Here is a 16,530-nt window from a genome sequence, read left to right on the forward strand (position 1 = left end):
ACACGGATGAGTATTGTATAATGTCCAAATGTGTGAAGTTTAAAGATACGGTGTGAACCAATGCCCCGGTAAACAACGTATTTGAGGATATACCATATTAATATTTTAGAAAATAATTTAGGAGGTACCACGATGAAGAGCTTTATGGCAAGCCCATCAACAATAGAAAGAAAGTGGTATGTAGTTGACGCTACAGGACATACTTTAGGACGCTTATCATCAGAGATAGCAAGCATTTTAAGAGGAAAGAATAAGCCAACATTTACACCACATATCGATACAGGTGATTATGTAATAGTAGTAAACGCAGACAAGATCAAGGTTACTGGTAAGAAGATGGATCAGAAGATCTACTACAACCACTCAGATTATGTAGGCGGAATGAAAGAGACTACATTAAAAGAGAAGATGGCTAAGAAGCCAGAGGATGTTATCCGTTTAGCAGTTAAGGGAATGCTTCCAAAGGGACCACTTGGAAGAGACATGATTACAAAGCTTTATGTATACGCTGGACCTGATCATAAGCAGCAGGCTCAGAAGCCAGAAGTTTTAGAGATTAAGTACTAAGAAGGAGGATATCATCAATGGCTAAAACAACTAAGTTCTATGGAACAGGAAGAAGAAAAAGCAGTATCGCCAGAGTTTATATCGCTCCAGGTACTGGTAAGATCACAATCAACAAGAAAGATATGGACGAGTACTTCGGACTTGATACACTGAAAGTTATCGTTAAGCAGCCATTAGTTGCTACAGGTACAGATGGTAAGTTCGACGTTATGGTTAACGTAAAGGGCGGCGGCTTCACAGGTCAGGCCGGTGCTATCAGACATGGTATTTCAAGAGCATTACTTGAGGCTGATTCAGAAGAATACAGACCAATCCTCAAGAAGGCCGGATACCTTACAAGAGATCCTCGTATGAAGGAAAGAAAGAAGTACGGCTTAAAGGCAGCTCGTCGTGCTCCACAGTTCAGCAAGCGATAATTCAAAACACGATTTTTGTCCCATGGATATTGGAAAAATCCAGTATCTATGGGATTTTTTTATTTCTCAGATTCTATAAAATTGTAAGCATTTTCAACGCATGGTTGAATCCCTGCATGAAACTCACTTTTGCGGTTATTGTTTTGTACTTGCAAAGTAAACTATTATAAAATAAAAACGGAGGTATTTATATGCTTGACAGTATTAAAGTTGGAAATTTTATAATGGGAAAACGAAAGAGTCTTGGTATGACGCAACAGCAGTTGGCGGATAAGCTAAAGGTTTCTTTTCAGGCAATTTCAAAATGGGAAAATGGAACAACTTATCCCAATATTGAGATATTAAGAGATTTGGCAATTGTGTTGGATGTGTCTGTTGATGAAATCCTGGCAGGGAGTGAAAGAGATGCGGAAGGGTTATCTTACAGTAAGGCGGGAATTGATATAACCTATACTGATACCATTAAAAGAGAGATGGCAAAACATTTGGATACAAAGGATGACCGCGTTTTAAATGGTCTGGGACCATTTGCTTCTTTATATGATATAAAATTTCAGGAGATTGAAAATCCGGTTCTGGTATTAAAATCTGAAGAACCCGGATCAAAACAAAAACTCGCGATAGAGTATGGATATTCAGAATCTATTTGCCATGATATGGTCAATCACTTAGTAAATGATATTGTGGTTATGGGTGCAAAACCGTTGGCAGTACTTGACACGATTGTTTGTGGAAATGCGGAAGCGGATACAATAAAGACATTGGTTAAGGGTGTTTCAGATGCATGTAAAGAAAATGAATGTTCTCTGGTAGGTGGGGAAACTTCTATTCAGCCATTGGTTGTTGACCCGGGCGTATATGTACTTACTTCAAGTATTGCTGGAATTGTTGAACGATCAAAGGTAATCGATGGTTCCCAGATCAAAGAGGGTGATGCAGTTCTGGCAATTGCATCAAATGGCTTACATACAAATGGATATTCGTTAGTACGGTTATTGATGGACAAAATGCCGCAGATAAAACTGGATAAGATAGATGGTTTAACCTTTATAGAGCAGATTATGAAACCACATACACCATACTACAGATCAATCAAAGATTTATTTGATAAAGATGTTATACATGGCATGGCGCATATCACTGGCGGTGGTATAGAAGGAAATCTGTGCAGGATAATTCCGGAGGGACTGAGTGCAAAGATCGATCTGCCGAAAATAAAGATATTAGACATATTTAAGTATATCAGAAATAATGGGAATATCAGTGACGAAGAAATGCTGCGGACGTTTAATTGTGGTGTAGGCTTTAATATTGTGACGAATCAAAAAGATAAGGCAGCAGTAATGCATCATGTCAGTCGGTTTTATGATTGCTATGAGATAGGAGTTATAGAATCAGGAGACCGCAAAGTAAAATTTGAAAACAGGCTTAACTGGCTGTAGTTCTTGGAAAATACAAATTCATAAAAACCATAAGATTACGTTTGACTTTATTGTGATAAACTGTTACTATGTTATCGTGTTGCGCCAGGAAGGGGCAGGCATATATCTTTTTAATTATATTCAGGAGGAAATAATCATGAAAAAGTTAGTAGCACTGGTTTTAGTAGCAGTAATGGGACTTTCTATGGTTGGCTGTGGAAAGAAAGATTCATCAAATGACTCAAAGAGTGATCTGGAATACGTAAAGGAAAAGGGAACTTTTGTTGTTGGTGTTACAGATTTCGCACCAATGGATTACAAAGACGACTCAGGTAACTGGATTGGATTTGATGCAGACATGGCATCCGCATTTGCTGAGAGCATCGGCGTGAAAGCAGAATTCGTAGAGATAGACTGGGACAACAAGATTATGGAGCTTGATGGTAAGACAATCGACTGTGTATGGAACGGTATGACACTTACAGACGAGGTTACAAGCTCAATGGCATGTTCTGATGCATACTGCAACAATGCACAGGTAGTAATCGTGCCACAGGACAAGGCAGATCAGTACCAGACAGTAGACAGCATTAAGGAACTTACATTTGCTGTAGAAGCAGGAAGTGCCGGAGAAGACCAGGCAAAGGAACTTGGACTTAATTATACAGCAGTTAAGGCACAGTCAGATGCACTTATGGAAGTTGCAGCAGGAACATCTGATGCAGCAATTATCGATTCCCTTATGGCAGCAGCTATGGTAGGAGAAGGCACAGGCTATGCAAATCTTACATATACAGTAGGCCTTAACAGCGAGGAATATGGTGTAGGTTTCAGAAAAGATTCTGATCTTGCAGCAGAGCTTAACAAGTTTTTCAAAGACAGCAAGGCTGATGGATCTATGGAGAAATGTGCAGAGAAGTACAAGGTACAGGCAGCACTTACAGAGTAATTAACAGACTATAAGACGGTTATTTTGATTATTACTTAGAGAGAAAATTATTATGGATTTGTTTTTTGAACAGCTCCCAATTGTACTTGGGGCGCTTAATACAGGATTTATTCAAACTTTAAAATTGTTCTTTGTGACCTTGCTTGGTGCATTTCCACTGGGACTTTTGATAGCATTTGGCTCTATGTCAAAGTTTAAGCCACTCAGCTATCTTATGAAATTTATCGTGTGGATCGTTCGAGGCACACCTCTGATGATCCAGATGCTTATTATCTATTATTTTCCGGGACTTGTATTCCATAACCCGATTTGGGGTGGTGGCGAAGGCGGAAGATTTGTGGCAGCATCGGTATCGTTTATCGTGAATTATGCCTGCTATTTTTCAGAGATATATCGTGGAGGAATTCAGGGAATTCCTGTTGGACAGGAGGAAGCAGGTCTGGTGCTTGGTATGACTCCAAGACAGATATTCTTCAAGGTTAAGCTTCTTCAGATGATAAAGAAGATCGTACCTGCAATGTCCAACGAGATCATTACGCTGGTTAAGGATACATCACTTGCACGTATCATTGCGTTGCAGGAGATTATCTGGGCAGGACAGGCGTTCATGAAAGGTTCACAGGGAATCTCAGGTGCGATATGGCCATTGTTCTTCTGCGCATTCTATTATCTGATCTGGAATGGTGTACTTACTGTTTTACTTGGAAAATTAGAGAAGAAACTGGATTTCTTCAGATAGAGGAGGAGCTGTATGGCGATATTAGAGGTTGAACATATAAAAAAGAAGTTTGGTAAGACCGATGTACTTAAGGATATCAGCTTCTCATTAGAGCAGGGAGAGGTTCTGTCGATCATAGGATCATCAGGAAGCGGTAAAACTACATTGCTTCGCTGCCTGAATTTCCTTGAAATGCCGGATAACGGAATTATCCGTGTAAATAATGAGATCCTTCTCGATACGGATAAGCCGGAGACACTTAAGGAGTCAGAGGTTCGGAAGAAGCGGTTGCACTTTGGACTGGTGTTTCAGTCATTTAATCTGTTCCCACAGTATACAGCACTTCAGAATGTTATGCTGGCAAGAGAGCTTCTGGCAAAGGAAAGACCGGACTATAAGGCAAATAAAAAGAACATACTGGATGAGATAAGAGTACAGGGCGAAGATCTTCTGCGCCAGATGGGACTGGGAGACCGGATGAACAATTATCCACATCAGTTATCAGGCGGTCAGTGTCAGCGAGTTGCGATCGCAAGAGCACTTGCTATGCAACCGGATATCTTGTGTTTTGATGAGCCGACATCAGCTCTTGATCCTGAGCTTACCGGCGAAGTGCTGAAGGTTCTCAGAAATCTTGCAGAGAAAAAGACAACGATGATAATTGTCACTCATGAGATGGCATTTGCAAGAGACGTGGCAAGTCAGGTTATATTCATGGATGATGGATATATACTTGAGCAGGGCAGACCGGAAGAGGTATTTGACAATCCGGAACAGGAACGTACGAAGCAGTTCTTGTCATCATATTCATAATTATTTATTTGACGCACGACAAATGATTTTATATCCTATAAGAGGAATAAGATTTGTCGTGCGTTATTTTTTGTATCAAAATATTACAGGCAGGAAGTATCGCAGGGTAAAGACGATAGATAAAAGATGGGAGCGGTTATTTGTGACCGTGAATAGATGAAAATGAAAAAAATACCACACAAAAAGATCCTGATTCTGATGCTTATAATCATTATTTTGATTCCGTTTTGTCTGTATCAGAATAAGCATCTGGTAATCACTACATATACATATGAATCAGAAAAGCTTGGTGCGGATCTCGATGGATACCGGATCGTACAGATATCGGATCTGCACAATGCTGCATTTGGAAAAGAGAATAAGAAGCTGTTAGAAACCATACGAAGCTGTTCGCCGGATATCATCGTTATTACCGGGGATCTGGTGGACTCCAATCATACAAATGTGGAACATGCGGCAGCATTTGTAGAAGAAGCAGTGAAGGTCGCACCGGTATATTATGTGACCGGTAACCATGAATATTGGCTTGATCCATCGGAAAATGAACAGATGATGCAGGGGATTCTTGCTGCCGGAGCATATGATCTGGATGATGAAGCCGTCCGTATTGAGAAAGGGGATTCCTCTTTCCTGTTAGTAGGGTTAGATGATCAGCACTTAAGTGATGAGACATTAAAGAATCTGCTTCAGGAGCAGAAAAATGAATTATCCATCGTACTTGCACATGAGCCACAGTACCTTCAGAACTATGCAAATGCCGAAGCTGATCTTGTCTTGACCGGACATGCACATGGAGGACAGATCAGACTTCCATTTGTCGGGGGAATCGTTGCACCCGATCAGGGATTTTTACCGGAATACACATCAGGAAAATATAACCGCGCAGATACAGAAATGATAGTCAGCAGGGGACTTGGCAACAGCATAATTCCGGTTCGCCTGTTCAATTATCCGGAGGTTGTGTGCGTAGAGCTTAGATGTAAAAACTAACGATTTATGGAGAAACAATATGCCAAAGCTACTTGTGATTGAAGATGACAGAGAGATCAATCATCTCATCTGTGAATATATGGCGGAAACCGGACAAAGATAAAGAAATATGACGACCGGGAATACATAGAAATCATATGTGTTATCATATAATAGCTATAAGAAAAGATGGTTCAATTAGGGTGTTGGATCTTTGATAGCCTGAGGAGAATTTGTATACATGGATAAATGGTATATCATAATTTCAGGACTGTTGCTTTTACTGGCAGCAGTCCTTTTTATACGTTTGATACAATATAAAAGACAGATGCGGATATTTGCAGCCAAGCTTCAGAAACGCTTGCATGGAGGAGTGGATCAGGAGATCCATGTGGAATATTTTGATCGTGACATCGTAGCTCTTGCAAAAGCGTTAAATGATTATTCGGATCAGATCAAGGAGAGAAACCGTGCGCTGGAGCAGGACAGAACCAGACTGAAAAATGTGATCGCAGGCATTTCTCATGATTTCAGAACACCCCTTACAGCAGTAAAAGGATATCTGCAGTTGATGAAAAAAGGTGGACGCATAGACGACCGGGATATGGAATATCTGGATATCGCGATCGCAAAGACAGAGTATCTCCGTGTGTTGTCGGATGCATTTTTTGAGGTATCTTATGCAGAGGCAAAGGATGAAGCCATTGACATCAGGAATATAGATGTGGCAAGAACTTTGACAGCACTTGTGCTGGAGCAGTATGAATGGATTCAGGAGTCCGGGATTCAGGCAGCATTTGACATACCGGAAAGTGTAGTCTGGGTTCAGAGCAACGAGAAAGTGCTGAACCGGATATTTACAAATTTCTTTTCTAATGCCAGAAAATATGCGGATACCAGAATCAGCGTCTGCTTACAACAGGATGCGGACGGAGTATCCATTACATTCACGAATGACATAGAGGCTGACAATGAGATCGATATCGACCATGTATTTGACGCCTTCTACCGTGGCAATTCCCGCCGGGAGGAAGGCGCAGGACTTGGTTTATATGTTGTAAAATGCCTGGCCGATAAGCTGGGGCATGTGGTTTCAGCAGAGGTAAAAGATAAGCAGTTTTCGGTAATGCTGCGAATAAAGTGAGTTTTTATACCCTTGCAAATGAAGGCAGGATATGCTATCCTAATCGTACAATTCTATGAGTTGATATTGAAAGGATTAAGATTATGTTCTGGAAAATGACAAATCTACAACTGAAAAAAGGTTATACATGTGTTCCTTACGGGGATAGTGCGCCTTTTTTTAGAACAAGTCATATATCAGAACAATGATATAAAACGTAATAAAAAAGTACACTATCTCCTTATCCATTTAAGAAAAATAGATAAGGAGATTTTTTTATGAACACAATTAGAAAACAAATAGGATATTTATACACATCATCCGTCCTTGGAAATTTATCTTTAACAGGGGCTTGGGTGGCAATATTGGCTGCCAGAGGATATAGTTTGGTCGAAATAGGTTTTGTGGAAACGGTCTTTCATGTAACCAGCATTATTTTTGAGATACCGTCAGGAATATTTGCGGATGTATTTGGAAGAAAAAATATGTTGATTGTGAGCAGTATTTTACGAATGATTGCAAATGTTGTTATGATCGCATCAGGGAATTTGTTTACGATATGTCTGTCTATTGCACTTCATGCGATGAGTTACAATTTTTCATCAGGATCGGGAGATGCTTTAGCATATGATTCTTTAAAAATCTATGGAGAAGAATCCTATTATGCAAAATATGAATCAGATCAGTTGAGTATATACCGTTTGTGTAATGGAATATCAACTTTGTGTGCAGGATTTGCGTTATACATTGGTTATAGAGCCGCATATGGAACGGATATTTTAATGTGTCTGGTTCAGATATTTGTTTTAAATAGAATATGGGAACATAGAGAACACAGGGATCATAAGGCAAATACAATTGTCCGTGCATTGGTTGACTGCTGGTGGGAAAGTATTCAGTTTCTAAAGGATGCAAGGAGAGCAATAGTTTTGATGTTGGTAAATTCGCTGGTAGGAGCAGGGGATATTTTACTGTTATTTTTCTTACAGGCTAAGCTGCCGGAGAGTGGAATCCCAAATGCCTTGCTTGGAATGGCACTCTTTATTATGGAACTTGGAGGAATCCTTGGAGCAAGGGTGATTCTGTTGTGTGATCGTTTACGGTACAGAACAGTATTTGTATTAACCGGATTCCTTGTTCTTCTTGGTATAGCAGTGGAACATTCTGGTAATTATGTGATTATGACATTAGGTGGATTTATTGCGGCATTTAGTGATGATGCATTACAGGTAAGAACAAATACGATACTTCAGAATATGTTCCCTTCGGAACAGAGGGCAACATTGATCTCTATGGAATCTTTTACATTTTCCATGATCATGATCGTGTTGTCACCGCTTACAGGTATTCTATTTTCATGGTGGTAATTGTAACACCTGTATATTTGTCATATAAGAAATAACGCCTGTCATGTGATTTCCAACCTGTTCAAAATCTATCAAAAAACTATCTTTTTTCCCATAAAAGTGAAAAGCATGTTATAATAAACACATGATTGTTTGTATGTAAAATAATAGTTTTGTGGTGTATAGAGTAGTAAAGATGAGAGGGAGGATCACCCGTGACAGTGGATGATATCAGAGAGAGAATTAAGAAAAAAGATATAGAACTGTATGTACAGGAATTACTACAGTTTGAGAATACATTTGATGGATTCAAAAAGGCGATCGAACCTCTGGCTGAGCGGCTTAAGATCGGCAGGGTAGCGGGACATTTGCACATTGAGGCAAATATCAAATCTGTACAGGATGAAGATCGTCATGATGTATTCTATGCCGGGGATGGCTTGTATTCCGAGAAAGGCAAATATCAGAAGACATTTCAAGCGGTAGAAAACGGATATTGTGAGCTTACGGCATTCCCATATGAAAATGTAGAATGGAGCGAGGAAGAAAAAGAAGATATAGCTCTTCTCCTTGAGGTTTTATATCTTCATGTGACGAGATCCAGACTGATCCGTAAGACAAGAGAATATTCGTATTGTAATCTGATCACGATGCTCCCTAACAGTGCAGGCTTTGTCAGGATCATACAGCAGCATTTGCAGGATCAGACGATCTGTCAGTACAACGGCTTTTATTTTAACCTGAAAAGCTTTGGACTGCTCAGCTATAAGTATGGTGGTGCAGAAGGTGATCTGATGATCAAGCGTTATGCAGTCGCTGTCAGAAAATGGCTGGCAGAGGACGAGACACTGGCGCATCTGGGCGGAGATAATTTCATGGCGCTGGTCAAGAAAAGCAGAACGGCAGAGTTCCTTCATCTTCTGGAAAAGGTTGAGGTAACAGCAAAGTATATGGGACGGGTCGTTCCGGTATATATAGCGGCAGCGGCAGGTGCCTATGAGATAACGGCAAAGGACAGAGATCCCGGAAATATTATGAATGGTTTGTCGATTGCCGTCAGTTATGCCAGACAGCACAAGCTTCCGTATGCGTTTTTAACGGACAAGATGCTGGAAGAAACAGTAGATGTTCAGCGGATGGAACAGATGCTTCCTGAGGCGTTGGAGAAACGGGAATTTCAGGTGTATTATCAGCCGAAGGTTGATATCCGGACAGGTCAGATCGTAGGTACAGAGGCACTTGCAAGATGGATTCATAACGGAGAAGTGATACAACCATTTCGGTTTATTCCGACCATGGAGAGGAATGGATTTATCATTCATCTGGATCTGTATATTCTGAAGCGGGTCTGTGAGGCTATAAATGAATGGATTGAGAAAGGGTATAAGCTTGTTCCGATATCTGTGAATATATCGAGAAATGATATTTCCGGGGTTGGGCATGATCCACGGATGTTGGCGGAACGAATTATAAGGATCATAAAAGAGTATGATATTGATCCAAAGTATATCATCATAGAAGTAACAGAGACGACAGAAGCGAGTGAACAGAAGGATCTGTATGACTTTATCAAGAATATGTCAGAAGCAGGTATTGCGACATCAATTGATGACTTTGGTACAGGCTGTTCGACCTTGAGTGTTCTTCGGGATTTCCCGGTAAACGAGATTAAGATCGATCGGTCATTTATCAATCATGAGGCATTTTCAACACAGGATCAGATCATTATTAAGAGTATCATTCAGATGGCAAGACAGTTGAATCTGAATGTCATAACCGAGGGAGTTGAGACGGAGGAGCAGGCAAGATTTCTTCTGGAACTTGGCTGTAACCATGCACAGGGCTATCTGTATGATAAACCATTAGAACAGAGTGCATTTGAAAGCAGGCTGTCAGTGGGAGGATATGATCGAAAGATATAGAAGATAATGAGCATTATATATGATACAAACGGACTGGGACATTTGTATAAGGCCGGAAAGCAGTCTGAAGGTATCGGATTTCAAATAATATAAGGAGAAAACAGAAAATGGGATTTTTAACAGGTAAAACAGTTATTGTCACAGGTGGAGGACGTGCCGTATTAAGTGATGGCAGATGTGGTTCGATCGGTTACGGTATCGCTACAGCATATGCAAAAGAAGGCGCAAATGTCGTGATCACAGGACGAAATGTGAAGAAGTTGGAAGATGCAAAGGAAGAACTGGAACGCTTATATGGTATAAAGGTTCTGGCTGTTGCAGCAGATGTATCTGCCGGTGCGGATAATGAGGCAGTTGTTGCAAATGTTGTAAAGCAGACGATCGATACATTTGGCAGTATCGACGTATTGGTTAATAATGCACAGGCATCGGCATCCGGTGTTCCGCTTGCTGACCATACAACAGATCAGTTTAATCTGGCATTATATTCCGGACTGTATGCAACCTTCTATTATATGAAAGCGTGCTATCCATATCTGAAAGAGAGCAAGGGATCCGTTATCAACTTTGCATCCGGTGCAGGACTGTTCGGTAACTTTGGACAGTGTGCGTATGCAGCAGCAAAAGAAGGAATTCGTGGACTTACAAGAGTTGCAGCAACAGAATGGGCAAAGGATGGCGTAAATGTAAATATCATCTGCCCGCTTGCATGGACAGCACAGTTAGAACAGTTCAAGAATGCATATCCGGATGCATTTGACAAGAATGTTCATACACCTCCGATGGGTCATTTCGGTGATTCAGAGCTTGAGATCGGACGTGTATGTGTACAGCTTGCATCCCCTGATTTCAAATATATGACAGGAGAGACGATCACTCTGGAAGGCGGACTTGGACAGAGACCATAGTCTTAGGTATTAACGGAAAATCTTTAGATCATTCAATAAGAAAAAAATGATAATAAAACCGGAAAAAGCTACTTGACAGTGCGGAACAGTTGAAATATACTTTGAATAACGTGTTGATGAGAACAGTACTGAACGAAGAATCTACAGAGAGAGATACATTTGGTGGAAGTATCTTAGAGGAGTCATTCAGGAAGACCAGCTCTGAGCGGCCCTAATCCGGTCCGGTGATTCCGTTATCATCATGAATGAGATATTTCCACAGGAAATAAAAAGGGTGGAACCGCGATATAAGAATTATAATCGCCCCTTGTATAGATGAAAAAACGTCTGTACAGGGGCGTTTTTTGTGCAATAGACAAAGAAACAGAAGGATTCCTGTACAAATAATTATCGGACATTGTACCATTGGGTGGGATGTCAGTTCAGGTAAAAGAAAGGAAATAAGAAAATGGTAGATTTTAAAGCAGACGAGAGATTAAATACGCTCAATCATTCCTGCGCCCATGTTATGGCACAGGCCGTAAAGCATTTGTATCCACATGCAAAGTTCTGGGTTGGACCGGTTGTAAAAGAAGGTTTCTATTATGATATCGACCTTGGCGATGATGTTGTAAACGATGATGTGATCGCAGCTATCGAAAAAGAAATGAAGAAGATCTGTAAAGAGAGCAAGAAGATTTACAGACGTGAGGTTACAAAGGCAGAAGCACTTGAAATGTTCAAGGATGATTTCTACAAGCTGGATCTGATCGAAGGCTTAGAGGATGGAAATATTACAGTTTACGATCAGGGAGATTTCACAGATCTCTGTCGCGGACCACACGTTGATAACACAAAATTATGCAAGAACTTCAAGTTAGTAAAATATTCCGGTGTATACTGGAAGGGTGATGCCAAGAACCATGTAATGCAGAGAATCTATGGTGTATGCTTCCCTACAGCAGAAGAACTGGAAGAACATCTGAAGTTATTAGAGGAAGCAAAAGACCGTGACCACAGAAAGATCGGTAAAGAGATGAATCTGTTCATGTCAGATGATCTGGTTGGACGTGGACTTCCTATGTTCCTTCCAAAGGGTTATATCGTATGGCAGGAGCTTGAAAATTATATCAAGAACAAGGAAAGAAAGCTTGGCTACCGTCATGTTATGACTCCTTGTGTTGGTACGGTAAATCTTTACAAGACATCCGGTCACTGGGATCATTACAAAGACAATATGTTCCCTGCAATGGAAGTTGAGGGTGAGTCTTTCGTGCTTCGTCCAATGAACTGCCCGCATCATATGATGATCTATGCAAACAAAATGCATTCCTATAAAGATCTTCCGATCCGTATTGGCGAGATTGCACATGATTTCCGTTTCGAAGCCAGTGGTACTTTAAAGGGAATCGAGAGAGGCAGACATTTTTGTCAGAACGATGCCCATCTGTTTGTAACACCGGAGCAGATCGAATCTGAATTCAAGCAGGTTGTTGACTTGATCTTCGACACCTATAAGGATTTCAATATCACAGATTATCGTTGTGTTCTGTCCTTAAGAGATCCTGAGGATAAGGTGAAATATCATGATGACGATGAGATGTGGAATACAGCGGAGGACGCACTCCGTAAAGTATTGGATGATATCGGTATCGAATACACAGAAGAGATCGGTGAAGCAGCATTCTATGGTCCAAAGCTTGATGTAAATGTTAAGCCGGCGATCGGAAATGAATATACATTATCTACATGCCAGCTTGACTTCTGTCTTCCTGCAAAATTCAACCTGACATATATTGATAAGGATGGTACAAAGAAGACTCCTGTCGTTCTTCACAGAGCAATCCTTGGTTCCTTAGATCGTTTCATGGCATACATTCTGGAGGAGACAAAGGGAAATCTGCCACTTTGGTTAGCACCGGTACAGGCCAGAATCCTTCCTGTAAAGAATGAAGATGAGGAATTAAATGCATATGCACATGAGCTGTATGATTTCTTAGATGATAACAACATCCGTGTCGAGATCGATGAACGTGCAGAGAAGCTTGGCTATCGTGTAAGAGCTGCTCAGGTTGAGAAGGTTCCGTATCTGATCATCCTTGGTAAGAATGAGGTAAATGATAAGACTGTCAGCTACAGACTTCATGGTGAGCAGAAGACAACAACTGTTCCTATGGATGAATTTCTTGCAATGCTTCAGGATGAGATCAAGACCAAGAAGTTAAATCCTGCCGCATCCAAGTAATACAGAGTACAAATAAGGATAAGCCGTCGGAAGCAGATTTCCGGTGGCAGATCCTTCAAAATATCATCTTTCAAAATATCAGAAACCGGCACTTGATGTATGGGTAACCGCATGCTATAATGTATCAATACTTTTTGCACTGCATATCAATCTACAGTACAAACTGAGCAGGCGGTGGGATGACCACAGGGCCGGGCCACACAGGGTGGCAGCAGATAAAGAATGAATTTATGATCTGCGGGACAGTAGTTACTATTTGTTCCGCAGGTTTTTTATTATTCCGGCTACAGCCGGTCAGAGATAATTCTATTGATCTGATGGAAAGATTATTAATTGCGTTGCATAAAGTTATCTTATATATGCGGAGGTAACTATTATGGCACAAGAAAATCAGGATTCTAAGAAAAGGGCAGCGGTCGGTAAGATGACCGGTTTCATAGGGGTATTGTGTAACCTGCTGTTGGCAGGCAGCAAGCTTGTGATCGGAAAGTTGGCCGCATCTACATCAATTACTGCAGATGGATTGAACAATCTGTCGGATGCAGCAAGCTCCATTGTAACATTACTCGGATTTAAGCTGGCAGAGAAGCCGGCAGACAAAGAACATCCATACGGACATGCGAGATTTGAATATCTGGCAAGTCTGGTTGTGGCTGCTATGATCCTTGTGATCGGATTTGAATTGGCAAAGACATCGGTACTCAAGCTGATCCATCCGGCATCGATCGAATTTTCCATGCTGATGATCATTGTGCTGATCGGTTCGATCCTGGTAAAACTCTGGATGATGTTCTTTTATCGTAAGATGGGAGATAAGATTCAGTCAAATACCTTATTTGCTGCAGCCGCAGACAGCAGAAATGATGTGCTGACAACAGCTGCGGTTCTTGCCGCAACAGTTGTAGAACATATCAGCGGATGGAAAATAGATGGCCTTATGGGTGGGCTGGTATCTGTTTTTATCATTGTAAGTGGAATTTCGCTTGCAAAGGATACAATCTCTCCGCTTCTTGGAGAAGGTGCAAATACCGGTTTGCGGGAACAGCTTATTGGATATATAAGTAGCTGTCCGTTGGTACTTGGCTGCCATGACCTGTTGGTACATGATTATGGTCCGGGCAGACAGTATGCAAGTATTCATGTAGAGATCGATAAGAAGATCGATCCAATGGTGTGTCATGATGAGATTGACCGCATCGAACGGGAATGCCTGAACCGATTTGGTGTGCATATGGTCATTCATTACGATCCGGTTATCACAGATGATGCAGAGCTTGATCAGATACACCATCAGGTACTTACTATCCTGCAGCAAATAGATACAGAAATAACAATCCATGATTTCCGCGTACACACTCATGAGGGAAAGAAAGAACTTGTTTTTGATATGGTTGTTCCATCGGAATGGCAGGGGCAGGAAAAGAATATCGTGCGGGAGCTGACGGAACGGTTGCAAAAAGAAAACAAAGAGACATATTTGACAAAAATTACATTTGACCTTGAGGACAGGGCGTAGTTCATTAACAGAATAGTTTACGCTGGGTGAATATTGGAAGACAGGGAACAAATGAGACAATTATAAAGATAATGGGGAAGTATATATGTCCGGGCAGAAGAATCAAAAGGGAAAATACAGAAATTATATATTGGCCATAACAGGACTGGCAGTTTTTAATTTTTTATTTCTGGGAACGGAATATTTCTTTGATGATCGGATGGCGGAACTGGTACCTGCAGGTCGAGTCGTATGGGCACAGAGCATTATTCTTACAGTCAGTGTAGCAGGATTTCTGGTCTATCCGATTTTGAAACACTATCAGGAAAACCGACAAGGAATGGTCATGCAGATTATTTTAGGAGTGATCTGTATGTTAAGTATTTGGATGATGACAGGTAACAGATCGGAACGGAGTTTGTTGATCTGGGGTTGCGTGTTCTTTTTGTTTGCGGGTATGTATGGCAGTAAGGTGCATGATCAGGCAGCGAATATCCTGAAAAACAGCAATCATATGGCATTGATGGTTGGAACCGCTTATGCGGCAGGTCTGTTGCTTCAGTTTGTAAATAATAATCTGATCACAGACAATCGGATTCAGGTATCTATGCTACTGATATTTGTTGTGATCTTTGTAATACTTGTGGATTGTTTTAAGATAGAGGATGAGGCGGAAGTGCAGAATAATGCTTCGATCCATCCGGGACTTACCTGTGGAGCACTGGTTTGTTGTGTCCTTTTAATGACATTCATATTTGCGGCTCTGGATAACATTGTTACTTACTATCATGCAAAGGGTGCGATCGATGTAGGTGAATGGCCGAGGCTTCTGCTGGCTTTAAGTGGAATCCTTGCGGGAATTTTATTTGATCTGAAGAAACGCAGATATATGAGTCTGGTCATGTACTGTGTGACGGTCTTATCCGTGCTCTGTATCTTATTGATCGGTATAGGTGGCTCGATCCTTGCGGGACTGCTTGTGTTCTATCCGGCAGCAGGATTTTTCGTTGTGTTCTTCACAACCGGTTTTATGGAAGTATCTTATTATACGCGAGTCCCTGCATTATGGGCAGGATTCGGCAGAGCTATTAACAATATCGGAGCCGGTATCGTCGGCTTTATCTCAACCATGCTGCCGTATGCCATGTCGGTAAATGCAGATGAAAATGTAAGCGGCGAGGGATTATCTCCGATGCTTTTTGCGAGTATCGTGATCCTTATTTTATTTGTGATGATCAGTATAGCGATGTTCATTTACAGTAGTCAGCTTCGCGTGAATATCATAGAGGAACGATTTGAACGTAAGGAAGATATGGATGGGCTTACGGTGGAAGTTGCATCTGCAACAACGGGTTCTGTATTTGATTCGGTTTCAGGAAAACACGACATTGAATCGGAAAATGTGATAAAAGGGTCGGACGGTACAGACGCTGTTGATTATTTTGCCCGATTTGCAGAGAAATATCGTCTGACAGACAGAGAGCAGGAAGTGTTAAGAGAACTTCTGGAATCGGATGAAAGTGTGCAGGATATTGCAGGAAAGCTGTATATTTCAAGGACTGCGCTCTATAAACATATCTCATCGCTGAATGAAAAGACAGATACAAGGTCAAGGATCGGCTTGATCCAGTTCTATTATGCGTGGAGAAACCGATAAAG

The 16,530-nt window shown here is 41.1% G+C and carries 14 protein-coding genes; all 14 read left to right on the forward strand.

Annotation, left to right across the window (positions count from 1 at the left end; all coding sequences use genetic code 11):
* The first annotated feature begins 132 nt into the window (after positions 1-132).
* The 14 genes from rplM to LK416_01525 all read left to right on the forward strand — a co-directional run bounded on the left by rplM (position 133) and on the right by LK416_01525 (position 16,528).
* Positions 133-567 carry a 50S ribosomal protein L13 gene (gene rplM / locus LK416_01460; GenBank protein UEA74873.1) on the forward strand — a complete coding sequence of 145 codons (435 nt, stop codon included), beginning with the start codon at positions 133-135 and terminating at the stop codon, positions 565-567.
* A 17-nt stretch (positions 568-584) separates the two neighbouring features.
* Positions 585-983 (forward strand): 30S ribosomal protein S9, encoded by a 399-nt coding sequence (gene rpsI / locus LK416_01465; protein UEA74874.1) that lies wholly within the window; start codon positions 585-587, stop codon positions 981-983.
* A 191-nt stretch (positions 984-1,174) separates the two neighbouring features.
* Entirely contained in the window at positions 1,175-2,425 is a 1,251-nt protein-coding gene (purM, locus tag LK416_01470; GenBank protein UEA74875.1) for a phosphoribosylformylglycinamidine cyclo-ligase, read from the forward strand.
* 136 nt (positions 2,426-2,561) lie between these two features.
* Positions 2,562-3,353: a transporter substrate-binding domain-containing protein gene (locus tag LK416_01475; protein ID UEA74876.1), complete on the forward strand. Its 792-nt coding sequence runs from the start codon at positions 2,562-2,564 to the stop codon at positions 3,351-3,353.
* A gap of 52 nt (positions 3,354-3,405) precedes the next feature.
* Entirely contained in the window at positions 3,406-4,092 is a 687-nt protein-coding gene (locus tag LK416_01480) for an amino acid ABC transporter permease (GenBank protein ID UEA74877.1), read from the forward strand.
* A gap of 12 nt (positions 4,093-4,104) precedes the next feature.
* Positions 4,105-4,884: an amino acid ABC transporter ATP-binding protein gene (locus LK416_01485; protein UEA74878.1), complete on the forward strand. Its 780-nt coding sequence runs from the start codon at positions 4,105-4,107 to the stop codon at positions 4,882-4,884.
* Between the two features lie 162 nt (positions 4,885-5,046).
* The gene (locus tag LK416_01490; protein UEA74879.1) at positions 5,047-5,874 is read left to right on the forward strand and encodes a metallophosphoesterase; all 828 of its coding nucleotides are present in this window, start codon (positions 5,047-5,049) and stop codon (positions 5,872-5,874) included.
* A gap of 220 nt (positions 5,875-6,094) precedes the next feature.
* The gene (locus LK416_01495) at positions 6,095-6,997 is read left to right on the forward strand and encodes a HAMP domain-containing histidine kinase (GenBank protein ID UEA74880.1); all 903 of its coding nucleotides are present in this window, start codon (positions 6,095-6,097) and stop codon (positions 6,995-6,997) included.
* A gap of 257 nt (positions 6,998-7,254) precedes the next feature.
* Positions 7,255-8,343 carry an MFS transporter gene (locus LK416_01500; GenBank protein UEA74881.1) on the forward strand — a complete coding sequence of 363 codons (1,089 nt, stop codon included), beginning with the start codon at positions 7,255-7,257 and terminating at the stop codon, positions 8,341-8,343.
* A gap of 194 nt (positions 8,344-8,537) precedes the next feature.
* Entirely contained in the window at positions 8,538-10,244 is a 1,707-nt protein-coding gene (locus tag LK416_01505) for a bifunctional diguanylate cyclase/phosphodiesterase (GenBank protein UEA74882.1), read from the forward strand.
* Positions 10,245-10,351: 107 nt separating this feature from the next.
* Positions 10,352-11,152 carry an SDR family oxidoreductase gene (locus LK416_01510; GenBank protein ID UEA74883.1) on the forward strand — a complete coding sequence of 267 codons (801 nt, stop codon included), beginning with the start codon at positions 10,352-10,354 and terminating at the stop codon, positions 11,150-11,152.
* A 448-nt stretch (positions 11,153-11,600) separates the two neighbouring features.
* Positions 11,601-13,376, forward strand: a complete 1,776-nt coding sequence (gene thrS / locus LK416_01515) for a threonine--tRNA ligase (protein UEA74884.1) — start codon at positions 11,601-11,603, stop codon at positions 13,374-13,376.
* A gap of 376 nt (positions 13,377-13,752) precedes the next feature.
* Entirely contained in the window at positions 13,753-14,892 is a 1,140-nt protein-coding gene (locus LK416_01520) for a cation diffusion facilitator family transporter (GenBank protein UEA74885.1), read from the forward strand.
* 85 nt (positions 14,893-14,977) lie between these two features.
* On the forward strand, positions 14,978-16,528 hold the full coding sequence (locus LK416_01525) for a helix-turn-helix transcriptional regulator (GenBank protein ID UEA74886.1): 1,551 nt from the start codon (positions 14,978-14,980) through the stop codon (positions 16,526-16,528).
* The last annotated feature ends 2 nt before the right edge of the window (positions 16,529-16,530 follow it).

Source organism: Lachnospiraceae bacterium GAM79, assembly GCA_020735665.1.
In the GTDB taxonomy this organism is placed as follows: domain Bacteria; phylum Bacillota; class Clostridia; order Lachnospirales; family Lachnospiraceae; genus Coprococcus.